This window comes from Mycetohabitans sp. B8 (assembly GCF_021991875.1).
GTDB lineage: Bacteria > Pseudomonadota > Gammaproteobacteria > Burkholderiales > Burkholderiaceae > Mycetohabitans.
This window is the reverse complement of record NZ_JAHLKR010000002.1, coordinates 52,570-76,513: the sequence shown is the minus strand read 5'-3', so window position 1 is coordinate 76,513 and position 23,944 is coordinate 52,570. Positions and strand designations below refer to the sequence as shown.

The following is a 23,944-nucleotide window of genomic DNA, read 5'->3' as shown; positions in this document are numbered from 1 at the left end:
ATCAGATGCTCGATCACGAAGACAAAATGCAATCTGCGCAGAAGACTATCGAAGAGGATAGCCGATCAGGCAGGAGGAAGTTGGCCTCTCCAAGTCTGGATCGCAAAGTCGACCGCCTCACGACCCGAGAAGAGCATACTGCGCGCATTCCCTATGCTGAAGGTCTTCACTGCCCCTCGGTTTTTCAGCGCCCGGCCCATCGGCAAAAAGTGCTCGGAGTCCAGGAGGGCAGGGGTTTCGTAGACTGCCCACCGCCTGACACCGTTCTCAAGGACCGGCGAGCCTTCCCGCGTTTTCGGTCTGTTCGGCCATGCCCGTTGCTCTGCTAGGTGAAGCAGTGTACAAACGTCGAAGTCTACACCCAGAAGGAGAACAGAGGCGTCTACGTCGTAGAGCTTGGCCAACGGTGACCTTTCACCAAGTGGGCTCTCGAGCGCATGGTCGGCTATGATCTGATCGGCTCGCGGCCCGATTGCCGCAAATGAGCAGGTGGGGTGCAGGCTGCGGCGGGCGCCGGGCCAAGTACGGAACAGTTCAGCCACGGCGCCCATGTTGCGAGTCGGGGTTGTCGCCGGATCGTACGCCGGCATTTCCTCGCGAAGGGTCTCGACCCAGTTGGATGGCACAGGCGGCGCTTCCCATTCTGCGGGATCGGTTAAATGGGCGGTGTGTGTTGGCATGACCAGTGTCCCGTTAGGTCCAATGCAGTCCATCAGCGCTTGAATGACGGCCACGGCTCCTCCGGCAACCCACCCAAGCGAACTGAGGGAGGAATGCACGAGGATTGTGCTGCCTGCCGTCACGCCCCCTTCCGCGAGTTGGCGGGCGAGACTGGACCGGGTTCGCGGCACAGGGGTTTTTAGGATGAGGTTATGTTCGGTCATCACCGCATCCGTCGATCGAGGTGCGTCCTTACGCTCAGGCTGTTGGCTAGGGTATTGATGCGCGTCCGACCTGGACTGCGCACGAACTTGAGGCATCAGCGCGCCCAACGGCAGCGCGAGTGCGCCCTTGAAGACGGATGACGTGAACGCGCGGCGGCAACCGCGAAAGAAAGGTCGTTTCATGCTCGGCTCCTATGTGGTTGTTCGTCCAACGGCAGGACAATCTTATCCTGATCACTGTCGTTGATTTCAATCATCCCCTTTGCCCTACTGGAGCAACTATCGTTTGCTGGCGACGGAGCCGAAAAGCTCAACCTGAAGAAAGCGCGGCTCCCCGCGGTTTCCCTATTCCGTGGCAGCGCTGCGTCGGTGGGCAGGACATCGCTCATCGCAGTTTCCGGGAAAAGATTTGCTTAAATAATACTACTTAATACGTTATGTATCTAACGCCTTTGCCACACTACACGACATTACGGCTATAATGTCGTGTTACGTGTCGAGTGTGTCGCTTTTGTTTAACCTCACTCTTGGCGCGCCCCAACCGAGGCGCTCATGTTGCCCGAGCATCTGGAATTGGGAAGGGAGCGTGCGACGACATCATGCAGGCTAGAACGGGAAATGCTCGGATCACCCCAGGCCAAATAGATCAACGCGAGTCGTGAACCGCCACCCGTCTGCGTTTGCGGTTTGCGGGTAGACCATAGAAATCCATAGGTAGCCATGCGCCGCAGCGGGCAGGCATCGTGAGCGGACGATGGTAAAATCAGCGGCCCCCATCATTTACGCTCGGCATGAAACGTTCATCGACGATGACGCCGCACGATGCGCTCTTCAAGGTGCGACGCGAAAGTCGCCCCCATGATTGTCTCACCCCAACAAGGGCAGAGAGACCTGCTGTTTCCTCAGCAGTAGCCTACCGGAGCATGCGTTGCTGGCAACGGCAAGGTATGAAGCCTGCGGAACAATGTAATTCCTCCCTCAAGGAGCTCAGGATTACCCACAAATTGTGTGATCCTGCCAGCGGCACGGGCGCCTGACGTACCAGCCCTCGCCTCGGCTTGATCCGCAAGTTCAACTCCAACTCGCGATAAATCCGGTACACCCGTTTGTCGTCTAATTCCTGTCAATAAGATCCCTCCCCGTTGCAATTCTTCATAGAGGCCGTCTCGTTGTCGTCTACGTGGTCGCAGTGCGCCACAACGTGCCGTTTGAGAGTCGCTACAGCGTTCCGATGTGATTGCCGCGGTGGGACCGCAAAGCGGATGAAGGAATCGCTGCAGCGACGTAATCAGCCTGGATGAAGCGTTCGGGTCTCGCAGTGCAAATAGTCAAATCGAATCCACTATCTGATCGCCTTGAAGTCTGTTTGCCCCTAACGCGATCTGCTCTTCTTCACAGCATGACCTTCTTCTCAGGGTAGCCTCAGCTGCGATGCGTTGCGGCATTCATACGGTGTCTGGGCAACGCAAAGTGCTCCCGGATCGGGCCGAAACACGACAGAAACGCTTGTGTACGCTGTGGGTCGCGAAAACCATGCATGCGCCGCTCACGTTCCGCTGTGGGCTGATGGCTATGCTCAGCCCGACTGTCCAGTCGGGCAGCCGCTTTCACGAATATGCGCTTGACGCCAGCGAGCTGCGGTATCTGCGTCTTGGCTGCCGCATAGCTGCCCAACTGATCCGTGACGATCTGGCGTGGCGACGGCTGAACGCGTAAGATCCGTTGGAAGAACCGTTTGGCCGCAGCCGTGATTCGTCAGGAGCTGGGTAGCCGAACAACTCGATGACAGTATGGCGGTTGACGCCATAATCTGATATATGGCACGCCATATGAAAAAGAAGGCGACGCTGTTATTTGAGGATCGAATGGTTTATCCGGACGGAGCCATTCTTAAAATGCGGATCTGGCGATTGCCCGAATGTGATGCGGAAAGGCCCCATAGTTTTAAATACAGCCTGTTCTATGGTCAGGGCGGCGCAAGAATCATTGGTTACGATAATGAACGCGGCAAGGGCGACCATCGCCACTATCGTGACCGCGAAGTGCCCTACGTTTTTTCGACCGCAGAACAGATGGTGAGGGACTTTTTGGGGGTGTTGAACGCGAAAGGAGCGGAAAATGAGCAAACTGACAGTCCATGTGAGCGGCGTGCGTGATATGGGGCAGCGGTTCGTGAGTGCCTTTGAGCGCGCGGCCAGAGGCGAGCATTTTAAGGAAAGTCACGTTACGTTTCTCTCGTGGCAGGAAATGGTGGCGGCGCTGACGTCCAAACGGCTGGAGCTGCTACGCTATTTGCACCGAGAAGGCGCCGATAGCGTCAAGGCTTTGGCATGCGCTTTATCACGTGACTACAAGCGTGTGCATGCTGATGTGGCAGCACTAGAAGTTGCCGGTCTGGTCGTGCGGGAAGACGGTCGCTTGACGGCGCCGTGGGAGGCACTTGCCGCTGAGGTGGTCTTGTAATGGCGAACGTAAAATGATATTGGCGACAGGCCGGATGCCGGCTTGTCCTCTGCTAGCAAGTTCTCTCAACTTATCCTTATCGCGGTTTTTCAGCCAGCGCGTTATCGTCACTGTCACCGCCTTACACTGCCGGTTGACGCGGTCCAGCGGGCGCAGCGCGGCTATATTGGGAATCGTCGTGCGAACGCGCTTGACGTGAACCACGCCGCGCAAGCCCTGCAGCTTCATCAACCGTGCGACCGTGCAGCGTGCCACCACAATGCCTTTCCGGTTCATCTGCTTCCAGATCTTCAGCACACCATAGACCTGCATGGTGGCCTGCCAAACGCGCTTGATCTGGAGCTGCACAATCTCATCACGTCTTGCACGGGCACAATGTTTGGACAGATCGCGAAGCTGCGCAGCATGGCTGCTGGTAGCCCGACGGGGCAATGCGCAAAACCTTGCAGCATTGATTCCGCCATTCGACCATGCCGACGTAATCGCCGGCCAAGGCACGGCGGCGAAAGAATTGTTTGATGAAGTGGGTGAACTCGATGCGCTGTTCGTGCCGCTGGGCGGCGGGGGACTGCTGTCCGGGACGGCGCTCGCCACGCGCGCGCTGTCGCCGCGTTGCGAGTTGTTCGGTGTCGAGCCGACGGGTTGCTTGGGCTTTGCAGCGGACCGCCGCATGGCGGGCCGCTTCACGGGCAAGCGTATCGGCATGGTGCTCAGCGGCGGCAACATGGACTTGGATCGATACGCCACCCTGCTGGCACAATAGCGCGGCCGCGCTCGAGCATCACGCGCCGGGGGCACGGGCACGGGGTCTGCTATGCAATGGCGCGGCGTCCAACCGCGGACGTCGTTGCCGCGATGGAGGAACCCGCATGTCAGGCTTGTTCGCGCTGGATTTGGCGCGCTTTCAGTTCGCTTTTACGATCTCGTTCCATATTCTTTTCCCCACCATCACGATCGGCCTGGCGAGCTATCTGGCCGTACTCGAGGGATGCTGGCTGCGCACGCGCAACGTCGTCTACCGCGACCTGTATCAATTCTGGCTCAAGATCTTTGCTGTCAACTTTGGCATGGGCGTGGTGTCGGGCATCGTCATGGCCTATCAGTTCGGCACCAACTGGGCGGGGTTTTCGCGCTTTGCCGGCGGCATAACCGGCCCGCTGCTCGCCTACGAGGTACTGACCGCGTTCTTCCTCGAGGCGGGATTCCTCGGCGTCATGCTGTTCGGGTGGAACAAGGTTGGACCGGGATTGCATTTCCTGTCAACCAGCATGGTCGCCGTCGGGACGCTCATTTCAACGACATGGATCCTGGCCTCAAACAGCTGGATGCACACGCCGCACGGATATCAGATCATCGACGGACGCGTCGTGCCCGTCCACTGGTTGCAGGTCATCGCCAATCCATCGTTCCCGTACCGCCTCGTGCACATGAGCCTGGCCGCGTTTCTGGCCACTGCGTTGTTCGTGGCCGCAGCGGCCGCCTGGCACCTGCTGCGCGGCCACGACAATGCGGCGATCCGCAAGATGCTATCGATGGCAATGGGCATGATACTGGTCGTCGCACCGATTCAAGCTGTGGTGGGCGATGCACACGGACTCAACACGCTGGAACATCAACCCGCCAAGCTTGCTGCCATCGAGGGCCACTGGGAGAACCGTGGAAATGAAGCCGTGCCGCTGATCGTCTTCGGCTGGCCCGACATGCAACGCGAGCAGACTCGTTATGCGCTCGAGATCCCGCACTTGGGCAGCTTGATCCTGACGCATAGCTGGAACAAGCAATTCCAGGGCTTGAAGGCATTTCCCCCAGACGAGCGGCCGAATTCGACCGTGGTGTTCTGGACTTTTCGCGCGATGGTCAGCCTCGGACTGTTGATGATTGCGCTGGGCGCATGGAGCCTGTTCTTGCGCCGCCGCGCACGCCTATACCACTGCCGGGCATTCCTGCGCTGCACGCTGATGATGGGGCCAGCCGGACTGGCCGCCGTGCTCGCAGGCTGGCTGACCACAGAAATCGGCCGGCAGCCTTGGGTCGTGTATGGCCTGCTGCGAACCGCCGATGCAGTGACGCCCCATTCTGCGCCGGAAATACTGCTGTCGGTGGTGCTGTTCGTCGTGTCATATCTTTTCGTCTTCGGGGCGGGGTTGGCCTATATCCTGCGACTGATCCGTCAGGGGCCCCAGCTGCAACCCGAGACCGCGCCGCCCACGGGCGGCCCGGGACAGCCGCACACCCCAGCGCGACCGCTGTCCGCCGCGCATGAAGATGAGCATCGAACGGCCACGACAGGCGACATCGGGAGATAACGACAATGGGTTTCGACATTTCACTGGTCTGGGCCGTGATCATCTTTGCCGGCGTGATGATGTATGTCGTGACTGACGGCTTCGACCTGGGTATCGGCCTGCTCTTTCCTTTCGTGCCAAACCGCGCGGAGCGTGACTTGATGATGAACAGTGTCGCGCCGGTCTGGGACGGCAATGAAACTTGGCTGGTGCTCGGCGGCGCCGGGCTGCTAGCCGCGTTTCCACGAGCCTATGCGATTTTGCTGAGCGCGTTGTATCTGCCGCTGATCTTCATGCTGCTCGGCCTGATCTTTCGCGGCGTGGCGTTCGAGTTCCGTTTTAAGGCCAACGATCGCGAGCGCCCCATCTGGGACATCGCATTCGTGGCCGGCTCGCTACTTGCATCGTTCTTCCAGGGCGTAGCGCTGGGTGCGTATATCGACGGCGTGAAGGTCGACGGCGATGCGTTCTCTGGCGGCGCCCTCGATTGGATTAAGCCGTTTGCACTCTTTTGCGGGCTTGGCGTGGTCGTGATCTATGCGCTGCTGGGCGCGACATGGCTGATCATGAAAACCGAACATACGTTGCAACGCACGATGATCGGCGTGGCGCGGCGGCTCGCATGGCTCGTACTCGCCGCGATCGCGATTGTCAGTATCTGGACGCCAATCGCCCATCCCCACATCGCACAGCGCTGGTTTACCCTGCCCAACCTGCTTTGGTTCTGCCCCGTCCCATTGCTGGTGCTGCTTTCCGTTTATGCTCTCCAACGCTCGTTGAGCCACACACCGCACGCCGGTCCATTCCTGTGCGCACTGGCGCTCATGTTCCTAGGCTACACCGGGCTGGCAATCAGCATCTGGCCGAACATCGTGCCACCGTCGCTATCGATTTGGGACGCGGCCGGTCCGTTGCAAAGCCAGGGCTTTACGCTGCTCGGCACGCTGTTCATCATCCCGTTCATCCTCGGTTACACGACGTGGTCGTACTATGTGTTCCGGGGCAAGGTCCACCCCGGCGAGCACTACCATTGATGCCAAAATTTCGTCGAAACCGCGTGCCAGCCTGGGTTGCGCGATTGGCTTGGCTGGTCGCACTGTGGACGGCCGGCGTCACTGCTCTGGCCGTTGTCGCGGGTGCGTTGCGCCTCGCGATGCACGCAGCCGGGTTGTCCTCCTGAGTTGGCCCCCATCCGCACACGCTATGCACGATGGCGAAATGGCGGCCATCGTCGGCACACCCGAATCTGATCAGTCGACGCTGTGAATATCCTGGGCTACCTGGACCTGCCCAGCAGCGGCCCGTGCCAGGTGCGGGGCCACGATGTTCGGGCCGACTGCCGCCGCTGGCCAGCGTGGTCCATTGGCGCGGCGGACAGCGAAGCGCGCCGGCCACGTGAAGCGGCCGGCGCGTTAGGAGCGTTAGGCGCGCTCCGCGAGCAAGTCGGCCATATCGTCGGCGTGCTCCTCCTCAACCGCCAGGATTTCCTCGAAGATACGGCGCGTGGTCGGGTCCTTATCGCCAATGTACTTGACGATCTCGCGGTAAGTATCGATCGCGATGCGCTCCGCGACCAGGTTTTCTCGAATCATCTCGGTCAGCGTCTCGCCTTCCACATACTCGGAGTGCGAGCGGCTGGCCAGCCCGGCTGGCGCAAAATCGGGCGACCCGCCCAACTGCACGATGCGCTGCGCAAGCTGATCTGCATGCTGCTGCTCCTCGGCTGCATGCTGCGCAAACTCGTCGGCCACCGCTTCCGAGTTGATCCCTTTTGCCATGAAATAGTGACGCTTATAGCGCAGCGTACAGACTATTTCCGTGGCCAGCGCGTCATTGAGCAGCTTTATGATCGTGTCGCGATCCGCGCTGTAGGTCGACGTCACGGGGCCCTCGTCCATGTGCTGGCGAGCGCGCTCGCGGATTGTCTCTAAATCGAGTCTAAAAGTGTCTGTCATCGCAACCTCCATGAGTAACCGTCATGTCCTTATCACGCCGATCAGCAAGCTGACGACGAACATGACAGCGAAAACATAAAACAAGATTTTGCGCGGTCTGCGCGCCGCGTGGCCAAGCCGGTCAGCCTCAATGCGCTGACCATCACGGCTGCGACACGAAGCAACACCGCTGTGTCGTACAGCATCGCGGCCCTTTATCCACGCACGCCGCGCCCATCGCTCGCGTGTGGCAGCTAAAAAATCTTCCTCGCGACAAAAATGCCGATCAGCAGGCACACCACGCATAGTACGACGAAGACGAAGAACAGGAACTTCGCGATCGCGGCCGCACCCGTGGCAATGCCGCTAAATCCAAGCAATCCCGCGATGATGGCGACAACCGCAAAGAATAATGCCCACTTCAACATGATCGCGACCTTCATAGCAAGCGCCGAGTTTCGGCAACGAGCGCAATTTAAGCAAGCGGCATGCCAGATTGTTTCTCTCGACTCCGGTGACGCCCTGTCCGACAACCTATTGTCCTCCCGAAATCAAGGGTTTAGAGCTGTTTACCGAACGGTGGCACGGCCCACCGCTTATAGGGTGAGCAGACAAGCGGAGGCCGCCACTTTCTTTCATACAATGAGTAAGCGTTACCTCGTTTCGAATAAGCTCTACCCTAATTTACTGAAACCACTGGAGTTGGGTAGCTTGAAAAATCGCGCGCGCCTAAGATCCCGTCCACGCTATGAAAAGAAAACGTCACGGACAGCGGCGTCAACGTTACGGACGGCGGTTGCCAAACGCCCCTGAACCAGTGTATCGTGACTCTTGCTACGCGGGGGTCCTGCTTGCGCACCATCGTCAAGCGGGTGAGAAACACCCTTTGAACCTGATCTGGGTAATGCCAGCGCAGGGAAGCGTCCGGGGTCGATCAACGATAGTCGCCGCATCCGCCCCGCTCCACCGCTTCTCCGGTCTCCCGTGTTCTGTTGCCCTTGCCCACAGGAGACATTCGATGGTTGCCAACCCAAAGTTTCTGTCCGAGTCCGCACGCGTGGACGATGCCGCGGTCACGCCGTTGCCGAATTCCCGCAAAATCTATGTGACCGGCTCCCGGCCCGACCTGCGGGTTCCGATGCGCGAAATCAGCCAGGCCGACACGCCGACCGGCTTCGGTGGTGAGAAAAACCCGCCGATCACGGTCTATGACACGTCCGGCCCGTATACTGATCCCGACGCCAGGATCGACATCCGTGCCGGCCTGCCCGCGCTGCGCGAGGCCTGGATCGAGGAGCGCGGCGACACCGAGCGGCTGAAAGGGCTGTCGAGCCAGTACGGCCAAGCCCGCGCGGCCGACCCGGGCACCGCGCAACTACGCTTCCCAGGCCTGCATCGCGCGCCGCGGCGAGCCAAGGCCGGCGCCAATGTGACCCAGATGCACTATGCGCGCCGCGGCATCATTACGCCGGAAATGGAGTTCATTGCGATCCGCGAGAACCAGCGTCGTCATGAGTATTTGGAGAGTCTGCGCGCCAGCGGACCCCAGGGCGCCAAGCTGGCCGAGCTGATCGGCCGGCAGCACCGTGGCAACGCATTCGGCGCGACGGCATTCAGTGGCGCCCAGGCCCGCGAAATCACCCCAGAATTTGTGCGCGAAGAAGTCGCGCGCGGTCGCGCGATCATTCCGGCCAACATCAATCATCCCGAATCCGAGCCGATGATCATCGGCCGCAACTTCCTGGTAAAGATCAACGCAAACATTGGCAACTCCGCTGTCACGTCATCGATCGGCGAGGAAGTCGACAAGATGACGTGGGCGATCCGCTGGGGCGGCGATACCGTGATGGACTTGTCCACCGGCAAGAACATCCACGAGACGCGCGAGTGGATCATCCGCAACAGCCCAGTGCCGATCGGTACTGTGCCGATCTACCAAGCGCTGGAGAAAGTCCACGGCAAGGCGGAGGAACTGACCTGGGAAATCTTCCGCGACACGCTGATCGAGCAGGCCGAGCAAGGCGTCGACTACTTCACGATTCATGCCGGCGTGCTGCTGCGCTATGTACCGATGACCGCGAGCCGCATGACGGGGATTGTCTCACGCGGCGGGTCAATCATGGCCAAGTGGTGTCTTGCCCATCACCGCGAGAGCTTCCTGTACGAACATTTCGAAGACATCTGCGAGATCATGAAGGCATACGACGTGAGCTTCTCGCTGGGCGACGGGTTGCGGCCGGGCTCGGTCTACGATGCAAACGACGAGGCGCAGCTCGCCGAACTCAAGACGCTGGGCGAGTTGACGCAGATTGCATGGAAGCACGATGTGCAGACGATGATCGAAGGCCCGGGGCATGTGCCGATGCAGTTGATCAAGGAAAACATGGACTTGCAGTTGGAGTGGTGCAACGAGGCGCCGTTCTATACGCTCGGGCCGTTGACCACCGACATCGCACCAGGATACGACCATATTACGTCAGGCATCGGCGCGGCGATGATCGGCTGGTTCGGCACCGCAATGCTGTGCTACGTAACGCCGAAGGAACACCTGGGGTTGCCGAACAAAGACGACGTCAAGGAAGGCATCATCACGTACAAGCTTGCCGCGCACGCCGCCGACCTTGCGAAAGGGCATCCCGGCGCGCAGATGCGTGACAACGCACTGTCGAAAGCCCGCTTCGAGTTCCGTTGGGAAGATCAGTTCAACCTCGGACTCGATCCGGACAAGGCGCGCGAATTCCACGACGAAACACTGCCGAAGGATTCCGCAAAGGTTGCCCACTTCTGCTCGATGTGCGGCCCGCATTTCTGTTCGATGAAGATCACGCAGGACGTGCGCGAGTTTGCCGAGAAGCAAGGGGTCGGTGAAGTGGAGGCGCTGCGCAAGGGCATGGAAGTCAAGGCGATCGAGTTCAAGCAGTCGGGCGCGGAGATCTACCGGAAACAGTAAAGTAACATTTGCTTACAAAAGCGACGAATCGCCTACAAAGCCGCAACATCTTGAAACGTATCGATCGCGTACTATTGAATCAGGTCGGCAATCAATACAACGAGGAGTCGAGATCATGAATTCGGTCAAGCGTATCGGCGCCGCGGCGCTCGTCGCCACGCTGCTGACGAGCCTGGCGGCGTGCAACGGGATGACCACGCGCCAGCGCAACGCCGCGATCGGCGCGGGCGTGGGCGGCGTCGCGGGTGCGGCAATCGGTGGCAATGCACTGTCGACGCTGGGCGGCGCAGCCGTCGGCGGCATCATCGGCAACCAGGTCGGCAAGTAAGGCTTCGTCGCGCGCCAGGGACACGGCTCGCGTGAGCCGCCGCGGGACAACCCAGCAGGCAGCACTTCCGCCAGCGGCACGGCAACCACCGCGCCGCTGGCTGTCTCTGGACACCCCTGCCGTCCCTTGTCGCCCATCGGGGCGCACGCGGGCTCCATCACGCTTATGAGGCGACGTGCGTGCCCGACGTCGCACCGGGGCACGCGGCATCCTTTGCTATCCCGCTACGCGCCCCACCACCGGATGGTTTGCTCTGCTCATTGCGGCCCCTGGGGCGAGCATTCGACCGCGCCACGAGCGCGCGGGCTGGCCGCGCCCTTCTCCACGCTACGGGCCGCGCGGACCCATTGCCTCGCCCCAGCGCAAAACCACTCAGCCATAAGCGAAGTGCCACAATAACGATTGGAGCGCCATTCTCAGCGCAGCCGCCATGGCTTAGAGTGATAGGCGTTCTTTTTGATCCTGCCTATGACAGCCCGTAATCTTCTTACTCTCTTTGTGCTTGCCGCACTGTGGGGCGCCTCGTTTCTGTTCATTCGGATTGGGGTGGCCGAATTCGGCGTCGCACCGCTGATGGCACTACGCGTCTCGATCGGCGCGGTGTTCCTGGTCCCGCTGTTAGTGGCCCAACAGGGATTGGCCGGCGCGTGGCATGGCGCGCGCCGCAAATGGTGGCCATTGTTCGTCGTCGGCGTATTGAATTCGGCTGCGCCATTTTGCTTGTTTGCCTACGCCGAGCTCACGCTGTCGGCCGGATTGACTTCAGTGATTAACGCGACGACGCCATTGTGGGGCGCCCTGGTCGCATTCGTTTGGCTCGGTGAGCGGCTCAGCGGCATGCGCACCGCCGGGCTCGCGCTCGGCTTTGCTGGCGTCGTATTGCTAGTCTGGGATCAGATTACGGCACCGGTAGGCGCGAGCGGCACGCCGGTACCGGCGGCCACCACCGCACTCGCCGCGGGCGCGGCACTCGGTGCCACGGCCTTATACGGCGTGGCGGCGAACTATACCAACCAATATCTGTCTGGAGTGGACTCGTTGACCGTGGCGTGCGGCAGCATGGTCGGCGCGTCCATCGCGTTGTTGCCGCTGGCCGCGTGGCGCTGGCCTGCCGTCCCGGTCTCGACGCATGCGTGGCTCGCGGTGCTGGCCCTCGGTGTCGCGTGCACGGGTATCGCGTACAGGCTCTACTTCCATTTGCTGGCCACGGCCGGCCCGGCCCGCGCGATGACGGTAACGTTCGTGATACCGGTGTTCGGTATTCTGTGGGGCGCGCTGTTCCTCGCGGAATCCGTGTCGATGCGGATGATCGAGGGATGCGGGGTCGTGCTGATCGGCACCGCACTCGCCGCCGGCGTCATCAAGCGGTTACGCACGCAGCAATCGTAACGCCTGGCGCAAGTTTGCCACTCCACGGCAGGGACCCTATTGCGGCGGCACACGCGGCCCGATGTTGAACGGGGGCACCATTTAGGGGGCACCGTTTCGGAGGGGCTCCGGTTGAGAAAGAGGCCCGCCACAAGGGCGAGCCATCCCATGCCAAAGGAGAATCTAGCCGAAGCTACGCGTTCACTGTACCGTGACGCGTGCCACCCACCAACCAAGCTTTTGGAATACGCTTATCGCCCCGGCCGCACTGCGTGCCTGCCCGTCGCCGTCTACTCCTGGTCACCCGTTCGCCCGGTCACCCGTGCGGCTGATTGACCGCGGCGATTGCGCCGTAGCGCATAACGTATCGGCCGGCATAGTCGGCATAGCGCTAACCGGCACACAGGCACCCGTGGTAGCGACATTCCACGATCCAGCTGAAACGCCCCGCGCCGCGGCCTCCACCTGCGGCGAGCGCACCGGCTTGTGCTCGACATCAGTGGACAGCACGATAGCCGTGGACGTTGTGCCAAAACGGCTCAACGCCTCGATCAATGACTGCAGGTGGCCCACATCCGTCGCCAGCACGCGTATCACCGCACAATCGTCGCCCGTCACAGTCCGGCATTCGACGACCTCTGGCCTCTCGCGCACGAACTGCTCATATTCGCCGTGGTGCCGGGCGCGCACCCGTATCATCGCGCAGATCGCATAGCCAAGCTTGACCGGATCCACTTGCGTGCGATATCCGGCAATCACGCCACTGGCCTCGAGCCTGCGAATCCGCTCGGATACAGCCGGCTGGCTCAGATGGACGCGCCGTCCGACCTCGGCATGCGAAATGCGAGCGTCCTGCTGCAGCAGTTCGAGAATCCGAAAATCATACTGATCGAGCTTGGCATTCATGATGCTGCAATTCAAAAGAAATGTTGACCGTTCGCCAGACAGCAAGCATTACGCGCAAGGTACGCGCGAGCGAAGCAAAAAGCGTACTGGCATCCGGCTGCTGGAGCAAGCGCCGTGGCGACGGACCCCGCGCCGCACGCCCGAGCGCAAACGCGCGGCACAGTTTCTATCGGCAGCGGTGAAGCGTCGTGGTTTACACTACGGATACCATTCACATGGCAAGGCGCCGACGAACATGATGCGACGTAGCGGCATGGCACGCACCGAGGTAGTCACGATTGCGCCCGACGTAGCCAGCGCTGCGCCGACTCACCCGCCGCGCGCGTATGACATCATCTCACTGCTGCAACCCAATCCGCGCAGCATTCCTGGCGGCGCGCCGGGCTGGGCCGCCCAATACGGCAAACTGACGCTGCGCTCGGTATTCCAGCCGGTCATGTCGATTATGCATACGCGTATCATCGGCTATGAGGCCATGGCACGCTGCAACGTCGGCGCCGACGAAATCACGTTGGACGCGTTGCTGGCGCGGGCAATCCGGACGGGCGTCCATGATGCTATATCGGCTGAACTGGCCGGTACGGGCAGACACTGAACCATGCACAAGTTCGTTGTTCCCGACCACGAAATCACCATGACGGCAGTGCGAGCGCAAGGCGCAGGTGGGCAAAACGTCAATAAGGTATCCAGTGCGATCCACTTACGATTTTCGATTCGGTCTTCGTCACTACCCGAGGTTGTTAAGATGCGTTTGCTTGCGCTGAACGACAACCGCATTACGCGCGACGGGGTCATCGTGATCAAGGCGCAGTCCTATCGGACACAGGAGTTGAACCGTGCCGAGGCACTCGCACGCCTGCACGAGCTGATCGAACGCGCCGCGCTCCCCCGTCGGCCCCGTCGGGCAACCCGGCCTACGCTGGCGTCGCGAATGCGCAGGCTCGACACGAAGGCGCGCCGTGGCCAAGTCAAGGCGGGCAGACGGCCGGTGACCGACTAGGCTCGACAGGCTCACGGCTTTACCGTGGCGAGGCGGTTTCGAGTTGTGCACGCGCCGCCGCGTACCGTAACCGCGCCGACAATCCGGTATCACGGCGGGTCGGCGTGCCAATGGCCTGTGCCAGCACCGTACGCGTGCCGATAATCGCGATTTGAGCCCGTGCACGGGTCACAGCCGTGTAAATCAACTCCCGCGACAAAACCCGGCTGAATGTAGGCGGCAACACCAGCGCAGCCCGTTCGAATTCCGAACCCTGTGACTTATGGACCGTGAGCGCGAATGCCGTATCGTGCGACGGCAGCATGGCGGGCGACACGCTCCGGCGCTGTCCAGCCCCCTGTTCGAAGACCACCCGCAGCGCGCCGTCGCCAGCCGGCAGCGCGATGCCGATGTCGCCATTGAACAGGCCGAGCGCATAGTCGTTGCGCGTGACGATGATCGGACGGCCGGCAAACCACCGAGCAGCCGGCGCAAGCGGCAAGCGGGCGACCCGACGCAGTTCAGCACTGATCCAATCGTTCAATGCATCGACGCCGTGTGGGCCGGCGCGAACCGCGCACAGCACACGGAATGCGTTGAGCGCATCGAACAGCGCACCGGCCTGCGGCTCGCGCCGCTGCAACATCCCAGCCAGCAGATCTGCATAGCGTGCGAAACCCCGTGCAATATATTCGCGTGCCGCGTGTCCGAGTGCCGGTCCGCCGTCATCGATGAAGTAGGCGGGCGCGCGATCGTCTGCCGCGTCGAGCACGCCGAGCGCGTCCGCAGGCGAACCGTCACGGATTGCACTGGACAGCTGTCCAATCGGAGAATCAAGACCGAACCGATAGTTGGTCTGCAACCACACGACGCAATTGGCGAGTGAGGCAGTCTGTGCACCGTTGGCCGCGCGCGCCGTGTCGTTCGGCGTTGGCTCGATGGTACCCGCCCCATCCGCCGGATTGTCGTCGGCGAACAGATCGCGCTGTGCAGGCGCTGACGACGGCGTCAGCGTGACAGGCAGCGCGGATGTAGCAAGCTGCGCCGGGATAGCAGACTGCATCGGGGCAACGGCCTGCGTCGGCAGGAAACACCGCGAGTCATCGGAAGGCCATGCGATGGGCGGCACGTCCGCAATGCCGGAATCCCGTATGGCAGTCTGCCGATCCAATGGATTTTGTCTATCGGCCAACAAGCCAAGCGTATCGAACAACACGCGATAACCCGCCCCGTCCGATAGCAGATCAGTGTGTTCGCGTTGGGGCAGGCCAGCGCGAACATACGCGGCAAGCGCCTTGCGCAGCGTATTGGCCGTGCAGCCAAGCGCCTGCGCAATGCGCTCGGCGCGCTGCCCGACATAGCACGGATGCGCACTCAGTTCGGCAAACACCGCTCCCGCGTCGACCGCGGCCAATTGGTCCTTGTCACCCAGCAGAATCAACCGAGCACGCGGTGCAACGGCGTCCACTAACCGGCTTGCCAGCGCGACATCGATCATCGAAGCCTCGTCGACGACAATAACATCGTACGGCAAAGGATTGCGCCGATGGTGGCGAAAGCCCCTGTCCGGTGTGCTGCCCAGCAACCGATGCAGCGTGTACGATGCGGTCGGCAGCTTGGCGGCGATATGGTGAGCCAACCGGTCAGCGCGGGACGCCAATGCCTCTAGCATGCGCTGTGCCGCCTTGCCGGTGGGCGCCGCCAGCGCGATGCGCAGGTCCGGCTTGGCATCGAGCAAGCAGGCCAGCACGCCGACGACCGTGGTCGTCTTACCCGTGCCCGGCCCACCGCTAACAATCGTCAGCTGCCCGGACAAGGCGACAGCCGCCGCGACGCGTTGCCAGTCGAGGCCGCTGCCGCTCGCCTCGCCGAAATAGCGAGACAGTACGTTACGCCACCGCTGCGCGTCATCGGACGACGCATCGTCAGATTCCGCCTGCGCGCGTGCGCTCAGTGCATGAGCGAGTCCACGCTCGAATTCGTAATAGCGTGCGAGATAGAGTCGGTCATCGATGTCGATCACCAGCGGCAAACGGGGCGCCGGCTCGTCGTCATCGATGCACGTGGCAACGCCGCTTGCGAGCAGTGACGCGCGGACTGTGTCGAGCGGTTGCCCGAGTTGCCGCGCGAGCGCTGCCAGCTCGATGCAGACATGTCCGTTTGCGGTTGCCGCACTGACCATCGCAGCGGCGGCCGCAGCGACGCGTGCATCGCCGGCGGCTGCCCCCAAGCGCTTTGCAAGCGCGCCGATCCGGCGCGAGAACCCCTGGGCCAGCATGATGTCAGTCATCACTACCCTCCACCGAAGCCAGGCGTAGTGCGCACCCACTAAAATCAGGCATGCCCCTTCCCCCCTGAAAACAGTACGTCGAACGCCTCGACGGTGGCGCGCGTCGGCCTGAATCGTTCGATGCCGGCACCAGGCCAATCCGGACGCACGCCTCGCAAGAATAGGTACAGGCTTGCACCAAAATGGATGTCATAGTCGTAATCCGGCAGTCGCGACTGCAAATATCGGTGCAACGCAATCGTGTAGATCAGCGCCTGCAGCCGGTATGCATGGGCGTCCATCACGGCCGATAGCGCGTGTGCGCGATACGCGTGCGACGAGTTGCCGAGATAGTTCGATTTCCAGTCGATAATCCAGAATCGGCCGCGGAACTCGACCACGGCATCGATGAAACCCTTCAGATAGCCGTGCAATACGCCCTCGTCGAGGGCCACGCCGGCGATGCCGTGCTCCTCAAGCATTGTCGCAAGCCGGCGCATGTCGAGCGACGCAACCGGGAAGATAAATTCGAGTTCGGTCAACCGACGCGATGGATCCAGTTCGCCGAGCATCAAGCCCGCTTCGAGCGGAGTATGCGCCAGATCCCGCAACAAGCGCATCATCATGGCACTGAGCCGCTCCGTGCTCAACTCGCGCGGATTCACCGGCTGCTCGGTCAGCGCCCGCACGATGGCAGTCGGCCAGCTCGAAGGATCGCGCAGATCGGCAAGCTCCATCAGCCGATGCAGACAGTCGCCCGCGGCCGGCCCCCGGGGGAAATGCAGGATGTCGTCGTCACGCAGCCCGGTCAACGTGCTGTCCGGCATCGGTTCCGGCTCTGACGCAATCGCCTGCGCATCGACCTGAGCGACATCATCGTCGTCGTGATCGGGTCGCGCGTGCAACACATCGTCAATACCCGGTAATGGCCGCTGTCGCGCCGAAGCGAGCGAACTGAAACTCGCGGTCCGCCAGGTATCGAAGAGACGGCGCGTCGGCACGCGTGTGCGCACGTCCGCGTGCGATACATCGGGTGGAGGCAATGGATCACGCCGGGTGACGGTCGGCAGCGGTACAACGACGATGCCATCCTCGTCCCCCGGCAACGCGCGCCAGCATGCTGCCAATGACGCAACCTCAGGTGGTTCGTCCAACCATGCGTCGAAATGCGACGACCCACCCGCAACGAGCCAGTTCAGCACACTTTGGCGCGCCTCCTTCGTCGATGCATGGGCGCCGCTCGTGTAGATCCCCGCCACGAGATAGCACCGATACACCGCACGCGTGAGCGCAACATAGATCAGGCGCGCACGCTCGGCCGCCTGCTCACGCATCACGCCTCGATCGATGCGCTGCGCGTCGTCGCCATCGCAGCCGAAGTGCAGCACGGCAAGTCCATCGTCACGATGGTACTCGCGCGCCACAGACAATGCAGTAGACGGGGGCCCTGCGCGCAATGCACCGTTGGTCAGAAACGGGCAGAACACCACGGGGTACTCGAGCCCCTTGGACTTGTGGACTGTCACAATCTGAACCAGGTCTCGGTCTGATTCGAGCCGCAATTGCGTCTCGTCGCCGATACCGGGATCCGCACGTTGCGCGCTCAGCCAGCCCAGAGTTGGCACGATCCCGGGATGTTCACTGTCGCGAGCCTGGATCAGTTCAGCCAGGTGATTCACGTCGGTCAGCCGGCGCTCACCCTCGTCTGCGCTCGCCAGGCGCTGCGCGATGCGCAGTTCGCGCATCACGACGCGCCACATCGGCGCAAAGCCGCGCTCGTGCCAAAGCAACCGATAGCCCGCAAACCGCTCCACCCACGATGCCGAATCCAGGTCCGATGGCACCGGCTCGCATCGACCGGCCGCGGCAGCGGCTGGCTCACCTTGCTCGATGGCCCATAACGCCGCCGCGTCCAAGCCGATCCAGTCCGTGGCCAATGCCGCTCGCAAGCGTCGCAAGTCGCCCGGCGTGTCGATTGCCAGCAAGACGCGTTCGAATTGTTCCGCGTCGATCGACGCGAACACCGAGGCTTGGGCAAGTTCCACGCTGCCGATGCCCCATCCGCGCAATACCCGTTTCATCAGCGTACCCTGCCGATGCGCCTGCACGAGCACGGCGATATTGGCCGGGGCAAGCGGCTCGGTGCCGATCGTCGCATCGCCCGCCCGCGCGTCGCGCAGTAGCCGTGCGACCTCTGCCGCGCATGCCTCGGCGGCTGCGCGCTCGGCATCGCGCTTGCTCAGCGGCGCGTGGTCTGGCAGCCACCATACTCTCAGGGCCGCCCCACAGCCATCGGTTGCGCCGAGCGGATCGTGCCGGTCGGCAAATGTCGGTCGCGTCCTCATGCCGGCGCGCACCGGGTGATAGTCGAGTCCGTCGAGCACAAAAGCGCGCGGGTTGGCACCGAACAAGCGGTTGCACGCAGCGATCAGCGCGGGATCGGACCGTTGGTTGACGGCCAACGTGTAGCGGGCGCTGGCATGAGCACGCGCGTCCAAGTACGTATGCAAATCAGCAGCGCGAAAACTGTAGATCGCCTGCTTCGGGTCGCCAACGAGAAACAAGGGACCCTTCGGCGCAAAAATCTGGTTAAAAATGGCGAACTGCAGCGGGTCCGTGTCCTGGAACTCATCGATCAGCGCTGCGGGATAGCGCTCACGCAACGCATCGGCGAGCCAACGGTGCACATGCAGCGCATGATACAAATTGGCCAGCAGATCATCAAACGACATGACCCGCGCGGTGCGCTTGCGCTCGGCGATGTTCGGCGGCCCGACACGCAGCCACTCGCGCACCAGTGCAAACCAACGACGCCGATGCATCGCCTGCTCTTCACGGAACGCGGCAACCAACGCGTCCGCGCAGTCGAAGAACGGGTGAGCCGGCGGCTGGCATTGGGCCTTGGTGGCAGCGGTCAGTGAGGACGAAGTCAACTTCTGCGCGTCCTTCGGAATCGGCGCATAGCGGTCGCCGCGCACAAAAAAGCGCTCCCACGCCGCCAGCGCGGCTTGCACCTGAGACGGCTTGTGCGTGCGCCGGTTCAACTGGGTGGCACAGTCAGCAAGCCGCTGCGCGATCTGCTCTCGCGCTTCGCGCCATAAGTTGCCAGCGCGGCTAAAATGATCAATCGTCGTGTCAACCGTCGCATCACACGCCGGGTCGGTCCATACGAGTTCGGCCAGCGGCTTTTTCAGACGTTGCGCGAGCAGCGCCTGCAGCACTGCGGGCCCGGCGCCTTGTGAAACGAGCCAGTGCGCGAATCCCGGCGTGCGCGCCGCTTCCGGTTCGACGCGCTCGCGCCAAAACTGCGCGGCGACATCGAAGCGCAGCGCGGTGTCATCGGCTTCGGTCTCGAGCGTGAACGGCATCGCAGCCGCAAACGGCGCTTCTTGCAGCGCACGTTGGCAGAACGCATGAATCGTATGGATCGCGGCCTGATCGAAACCATGCAACGCGCGCCGGGTCCGTTTTAGCGCGCGCTGCGTGGCCGTTTCCGGTGCCTCGCCATCGACGATCCGCCCGATTAGCCCGGTCACGAACGGGTCGTCCAGCGCGGCGCCATGCGCGAGCGCCTGCTCGAGCTGCATCAGACGCGCTCGGATTCGCTCGCGCAACTCCGCGGTGGCCGCTTTCGTAAAGGTCACGACCAGGATCTGGTCCGCTTGCAAGTCCTTTTCGAGCAACAGGCGGAGATAGAGCGCACAGATATTCCAAGTCTTGCCGGTGCCGGCGGAGGCCTCGATCTGCGTCACGCCATCGAGCGCGCACGCGAAGACGTCGAGTTCAAGCCCGTCGGAAATCATCAGGCGTCCTCCGCCAGCTGCAGGTGCGCGAGCAGCGGCTCGAACACCGTCCTGGCAATGGCGACAAACGTGTCGTCCAGTGTCATCGGCGTGCCGCGCAACGCGAGCTGGATCGCCGGATCGTCGAGCTCGCCGCCCGTACGTTCGTTCGACCACGCGGTGCGGGCGGCGGACTCGCTTTGCGACACGAGTAACCAGGCGCTTTTGGGAAAGAAACGCAACGGCGCACGTAACCCGGCACGATACAGCGCAAGCAATTCGCCCAGGTACGCGTGCGGGTCCCGTGGCGTCGTGAGCACGAAGCGCTCATCATCGCCGATCCACAGCGTCTGTCGAGAGGCTTGCGGACTCGCGGCACACCAGCACAGATGGCGCAGCCACGCATCGAGGTAATCACGAGCGCTCGGCCTGGCATAGCGGTAAAGCACCAATTTGTCACGTGTCACACCGTCCAGCACGCCAGTCAACACCGTCGGCAACAGCACCGTCTCGCGCCACGCTGGCACCCGGTCCAGCAACGCCGATACGGACCCGAGCTGCTCAGGCCAGCGCGGGGCAACGCGGATCGAGAATTCGGCAGGTTCGAGTCCAGTGCCGGCCTGCCCCCGGATGTGCTCGGCCAGCTTGCGCAACGCCACCACCTCACGCTCGTGTATCGCGCGTCCGGTCGCCCCTCCCGGCAATTCGGGGATCGCACGCGCGATCTCATGGGCCCGCTCAGCGTACGCCGATGACTCCACCAGCAACGGCAACAGGCGCCCGGCCAGCGCATCGCGTCCCGCATAGTCGAACTCGTACGGCTCGGTGTCGGGCAGTGGGGCCTGCGCGCGATGCAGCACGATACCCAGTCGTTCGCGCAGCAGTGCGCGTTGCGGGTGGCGCCAGAATCGCACCCATTCGTCCAACCCAATCGTCTCACGCATATCGGGGGGCAGCGCGTCGCTAAAAAACGGCGGCATGCCGTCCGCCTCCATTCGCCGTGTCGGATCGGCAAGCGCTGCGGCCACTTGCGCGCAATCTGCGTTGTAGGTCAACAAAGGCCCCTGCATCGAAAAATACGACAGCGCGAACGGCTGCAACGGATGTTCCGTGACAAAGCTGCGCCGCGCCAGTGCCATTTCGTCAAGGCTCGCCCCTTCGCCCGCCTTCAACGACGCGAGGTAATCAAGCAGTTCAGTCACCAGCGCCGATGGCGGCAGCTCAGCGTTGTCGCGGATATTGCGGCCGGTATAGCTGAGCAACACGGTATCGCGCGCCGCCAACATGAGGTCTAGGAATAGGTTGCGCTCGTCATCGCGACGTTGCCGGTCACCGGATTGCGCAAACGAGGCCATCAAGTCGAACTCGTCCGCGCGCGCGAGCGTGGGCAACACGCCATCGTCGATACCCGCCACGCAGATGACACGGAACGGCACGCCACGCAGGCTGGATAGCGGCGATACGGTTACCGCGCCAGACGGGACCGCGCCGCGCGCAGGATCGTCGAGCACGGACAATAACGCCGTACGCAACACCGCCGCGGGCAACGGCGTATGTGGCGCGCCTGCTTCGATTTGCACGAAGAGCGCATCGAGTGCGTCGCGCAGCCCGCTCAATGAATCAGCATCCGGGCCGCGGGCATCAAAGAACTGCTCGAGCGCGACGAGCAGCACATTACGCCACTGCGCAACCGTATGCGGTGTCGCACACGCGAGCGCGAATGCATCGAGCTCGTCGACGAATTGCGCCAGCCGCCCGAGCAGCATGGCGTCGGCGCCGGTGGATGCCGCCACCGGCAACCAATCGCCGACAGGCAGTGCGTCGTCCGGCATCGCGTAGCCAAGAAACAACCGTGTCAAGGCGTCAGCAAACGTATGGCGAGCGCAGGGCGCGTCAACATCCCGTTGCTCACGCGGCGCGAACGAACGGCGCGCGCCGGCGTCCGCCAACCACCCTTGCACGGTGTCTAGCGCCACCGGATCGATGTCATAGCGCGCCGCAATCGCATCCACGCGCAGCCATTCGACCAGCGCGGACGCGTTGACGTCGCGCTCCGCCAGGGCCAGCCAGTCCAGCAGCGTGCGCGCGAGCGGATTGGCTTGCGACGGCGGCAAACCGGTGACGCGATACGGGATGCGGCGCGGGTCGCTCGGCGGCACCGCGCCGAACACCGCGTCCACGACCGGCGCGGCGGCAATCAGGTCGGGCACCGCGATCAGTACGTCGGCCGGCGTCAAACTCGGATCCGCATCGAATTCGGCCAGCAGCCGGTCATGGAGCACCTCGAACTGCCGCGTCAGGCTATGGCAGACGTGAACCTCGATGCCGTCGCGCGCAGGCGGTGACGACAGTGACACCGGATGCTCGAGCGACAGAATGGCATTTTGTACGACGGCGAGCCAGCTGCACGCCGGAGGAGCCTCGACGAATTCGCTGCTCTCGCCTGCCACCGCACCCTCGGTATGCTCATAAAGCAGCGCGAGTTGCGCTTGCGTCTGCCGCCCCCACTCGGCCAGCAGCGGGTGCCCGACCGTCTGGTAATCGAGTTGCCCCGCCGCATCCAACGCGTCGGCGCGCCGTTGCGTGACGATGTCGAACCAGTACTCGCGGCATGGATTGAGTGCATAGATCCGCACATCGATCCAGCGCGACAACTCGCGCAGCAATTGCACATGCAGTGGTGGCATCGTCGGCAACGCGAACACGCTGACCTGCGCCGGCCAGTCCGCGCGCGCGACGTCGTCCAGATCCAATTGCGATGCGATCGACAGAAACCGGTACGCGGGCGGCGACATCCGTTCGAGCGCATCGGCACCGGCATCGCGTCCGCCGGCCAGTTCGTTCAGCACGTCGCGCCACAATTGTGCTTGCCAGGCCTCGTCGGCACGTTGTATCGGCGTCGCGCCAGCAAGCCGTTGCGCGCCGCCAGCCGGGCGGCGCAGCGCGAAAATCGACTCGCCTGCCAGCCACTGAACAAGCCAATGCGGACGATACGTCAGATAATGATCAAAAATGGCGGCGATGCGACGCGCCAGATCGAACGTCATCGCAGGATCCGCCGCCGCCAGGTAGGCGTCCAGTCGCGTCAAGGGCGCCTGGCCGTCGCCATCGCGCACCGTGTCGCGCTGCGCGAGCAGCCGGTAAAGCCGCCATACGAGCCGCTCCGGCGCGAACGGCGATTCGCGCGGCACGTCGATTGCATCAACGCGCGCAATCTGTGCCCATAACCACTGCGCAAGATAACAGAATTCGACATTCGCGCACAGGCCGAACCGGTCGGCGTAGTCTAATTCGAGCCGTCGGCGCACCGCGACATTCGGCACGATGATCGGCTGCGGCCGCCACAGGTCGCTGCCGATGCGCTCGAGGTCGCCCAACAGCGCCGCGGCAAGCGTCTCGTAGCGGTTCGAGTAAAACAGTTCAAGCATGAAGCAGCGGATGAAAATCGCGACGCGCGACGGCCACGTAGGCGCCCCGTCGTCAGTGAAAGACCCAAGCATAACAAAGCGCCCGCCGCACGCGAACCCAGCCGTTCGGCCTATTGTGCGTGACGGACCCGCGGCGTTACGCTGTCCCGGTACATAATCGAGCTGTAGGCCGGAAGCTTGGCCGCCGGCGCGCCCACGGAGGATCGCGATGAACACCACCACCGATACCCGACTCACGACGGGCTTGCCTTACCTGGATGACGCCGGCACGCGCGCCGACTGCCTGCCCGAGTTGCGGGTCAACGAGTCGGTCGCAGAGCCGCTCCCCGCCGGCGCTCGGCAGGACACAACTGGTGCCCGACGATATG

At 62.6% G+C, this 23,944-nt stretch carries 17 protein-coding genes, 3 pseudogenes and 1 riboswitch; of the genes and pseudogenes, 11 read left to right on the top strand and 9 right to left on the bottom strand.

Annotation, left to right across the window (positions count from 1 at the left end; genetic code table 11):
• Window positions 1–65: 65 nt before the first annotated feature.
• Window positions 66–1,067 (bottom strand): aminoglycoside N(3)-acetyltransferase, encoded by a 1,002-nt coding sequence (locus KQH60_RS01285; protein ID WP_237574763.1) that lies wholly within the window; start codon window positions 1,065–1,067, stop codon window positions 66–68.
• 1,239 nt (window positions 1,068–2,306) lie between these two features.
• Window positions 2,307–2,627 (bottom strand): annotated as a pseudogene (locus KQH60_RS01280) (DDE-type integrase/transposase/recombinase); the annotation flags it as partial.
• Between the two features lie 86 nt (window positions 2,628–2,713).
• On the opposite strand from KQH60_RS01280, the gene KQH60_RS01275 reads away from it, so the two are divergent.
• On the top strand, window positions 2,714–3,040 hold the full coding sequence (locus KQH60_RS01275; RefSeq protein ID WP_237574762.1) for a DUF6516 family protein: 327 nt from the start codon (window positions 2,714–2,716) through the stop codon (window positions 3,038–3,040).
• Window positions 3,003–3,347: a hypothetical protein gene (locus tag KQH60_RS01270; RefSeq protein ID WP_237574761.1), complete on the top strand. Its 345-nt coding sequence runs from the start codon at window positions 3,003–3,005 to the stop codon at window positions 3,345–3,347. The genes KQH60_RS01275 and KQH60_RS01270 overlap by 38 nt, the downstream gene beginning before the upstream one ends.
• Before the next feature lie 117 nt (window positions 3,348–3,464).
• Here KQH60_RS01270 and KQH60_RS01265 read toward each other — a convergent pair.
• Window positions 3,465–3,795: pseudogene (locus KQH60_RS01265) on the bottom strand (IS3 family transposase); the annotation flags it as partial.
• A gap of 3 nt (window positions 3,796–3,798) precedes the next feature.
• On the opposite strand from KQH60_RS01265, the pseudogene KQH60_RS01260 reads away from it, so the two are divergent.
• The 4 genes and pseudogenes from KQH60_RS01260 to KQH60_RS01245 form a co-directional block, all read left to right on the top strand.
• Window positions 3,799–4,110, top strand: a pseudogene (locus tag KQH60_RS01260) (pyridoxal-phosphate dependent enzyme); the annotation flags it as partial.
• A gap of 106 nt (window positions 4,111–4,216) precedes the next feature.
• The gene (locus KQH60_RS01255; protein ID WP_237574760.1) at window positions 4,217–5,653 is read left to right on the top strand and encodes a cytochrome ubiquinol oxidase subunit I; all 1,437 of its coding nucleotides are present in this window, start codon (window positions 4,217–4,219) and stop codon (window positions 5,651–5,653) included.
• 5 nt (window positions 5,654–5,658) lie between these two features.
• Entirely contained in the window at window positions 5,659–6,666 is a 1,008-nt protein-coding gene (gene cydB, locus KQH60_RS01250; RefSeq protein WP_237574758.1) for a cytochrome d ubiquinol oxidase subunit II, read from the top strand.
• A complete protein-coding gene (locus tag KQH60_RS01245) occupies window positions 6,666–6,812 on the top strand; it encodes a DUF2474 domain-containing protein (protein ID WP_237574756.1) in 147 nt (48 codons plus the stop codon). The genes cydB and KQH60_RS01245 overlap by 1 nt, the downstream gene beginning before the upstream one ends.
• Window positions 6,813–7,053: 241 nt before the next feature.
• On the opposite strand, the gene KQH60_RS01240 is transcribed toward KQH60_RS01245, so the two are convergent.
• Both KQH60_RS01240 and KQH60_RS01235 read right to left on the bottom strand, forming a co-directional pair.
• Complete coding sequence (locus tag KQH60_RS01240; RefSeq protein WP_237574755.1) at window positions 7,054–7,587, bottom strand: bacterioferritin; 534 nt, start codon at window positions 7,585–7,587, stop codon at window positions 7,054–7,056.
• 233 nt (window positions 7,588–7,820) lie between these two features.
• Complete coding sequence (locus KQH60_RS01235; protein WP_237574769.1) at window positions 7,821–7,994, bottom strand: DUF1328 family protein; 174 nt, start codon at window positions 7,992–7,994, stop codon at window positions 7,821–7,823.
• A 402-nt stretch (window positions 7,995–8,396) separates the two neighbouring features.
• Window positions 8,397–8,503, top strand: a riboswitch (TPP riboswitch).
• An 81-nt stretch (window positions 8,504–8,584) separates the two neighbouring features.
• Between KQH60_RS01235 and thiC the strand changes: the two genes are divergently transcribed.
• The 3 genes from thiC to KQH60_RS01220 all read left to right on the top strand — a co-directional run bounded on the left by thiC (window position 8,585) and on the right by KQH60_RS01220 (window position 12,233).
• Window positions 8,585–10,516 (top strand): phosphomethylpyrimidine synthase ThiC, encoded by a 1,932-nt coding sequence (thiC, locus tag KQH60_RS01230; protein WP_237574754.1) that lies wholly within the window; start codon window positions 8,585–8,587, stop codon window positions 10,514–10,516.
• Between the two features lie 115 nt (window positions 10,517–10,631).
• Entirely contained in the window at window positions 10,632–10,844 is a 213-nt protein-coding gene (locus KQH60_RS01225) for a glycine zipper 2TM domain-containing protein (RefSeq protein WP_237574753.1), read from the top strand.
• Between the two features lie 468 nt (window positions 10,845–11,312).
• Window positions 11,313–12,233, top strand: coding sequence for a DMT family transporter (locus KQH60_RS01220; RefSeq protein WP_237574751.1), 921 nt, complete (start codon window positions 11,313–11,315; stop codon window positions 12,231–12,233).
• Window positions 12,234–12,512: 279 nt separating this feature from the next.
• On the opposite strand, the gene KQH60_RS01215 is transcribed toward KQH60_RS01220, so the two are convergent.
• Entirely contained in the window at window positions 12,513–13,118 is a 606-nt protein-coding gene (locus KQH60_RS01215) for an Lrp/AsnC family transcriptional regulator (protein ID WP_237574750.1), read from the bottom strand.
• On the opposite strand from KQH60_RS01215, the gene KQH60_RS01210 reads away from it, so the two are divergent.
• Together KQH60_RS01210 and arfB are read left to right on the top strand one after the other, a co-directional pair.
• Window positions 13,117–13,713 carry a hypothetical protein gene (locus tag KQH60_RS01210; RefSeq protein WP_237574749.1) on the top strand — a complete coding sequence of 199 codons (597 nt, stop codon included), beginning with the start codon at window positions 13,117–13,119 and terminating at the stop codon, window positions 13,711–13,713. The two genes, KQH60_RS01215 and KQH60_RS01210, sit on opposite strands and share 2 nt — an antisense overlap.
• Window positions 13,714–13,716: 3 nt before the next feature.
• Entirely contained in the window at window positions 13,717–14,118 is a 402-nt protein-coding gene (gene arfB / locus KQH60_RS01205) for an alternative ribosome rescue aminoacyl-tRNA hydrolase ArfB (RefSeq protein ID WP_237574747.1), read from the top strand.
• Window positions 14,119–14,137: 19 nt separating this feature from the next.
• Here the strand turns inward: arfB and KQH60_RS01200 are convergent, their stop codons facing one another.
• The 3 genes from KQH60_RS01200 to recC are packed head-to-tail and all read right to left on the bottom strand — an operon-like array spanning window position 14,138 to window position 23,576.
• Window positions 14,138–16,387, bottom strand: coding sequence for an AAA family ATPase (locus tag KQH60_RS01200; RefSeq protein WP_237574746.1), 2,250 nt, complete (start codon window positions 16,385–16,387; stop codon window positions 14,138–14,140).
• Between the two features lie 44 nt (window positions 16,388–16,431).
• The gene (gene recB, locus KQH60_RS01195) at window positions 16,432–20,169 is read right to left on the bottom strand and encodes an exodeoxyribonuclease V subunit beta (protein ID WP_237574745.1); all 3,738 of its coding nucleotides are present in this window, start codon (window positions 20,167–20,169) and stop codon (window positions 16,432–16,434) included.
• Complete coding sequence (gene recC / locus KQH60_RS01190) at window positions 20,169–23,576, bottom strand: exodeoxyribonuclease V subunit gamma (RefSeq protein WP_237574743.1); 3,408 nt, start codon at window positions 23,574–23,576, stop codon at window positions 20,169–20,171. Before recC ends, recB begins: the two co-directional genes overlap by 1 nt.
• Window positions 23,577–23,944 lie beyond the last annotated feature (368 nt).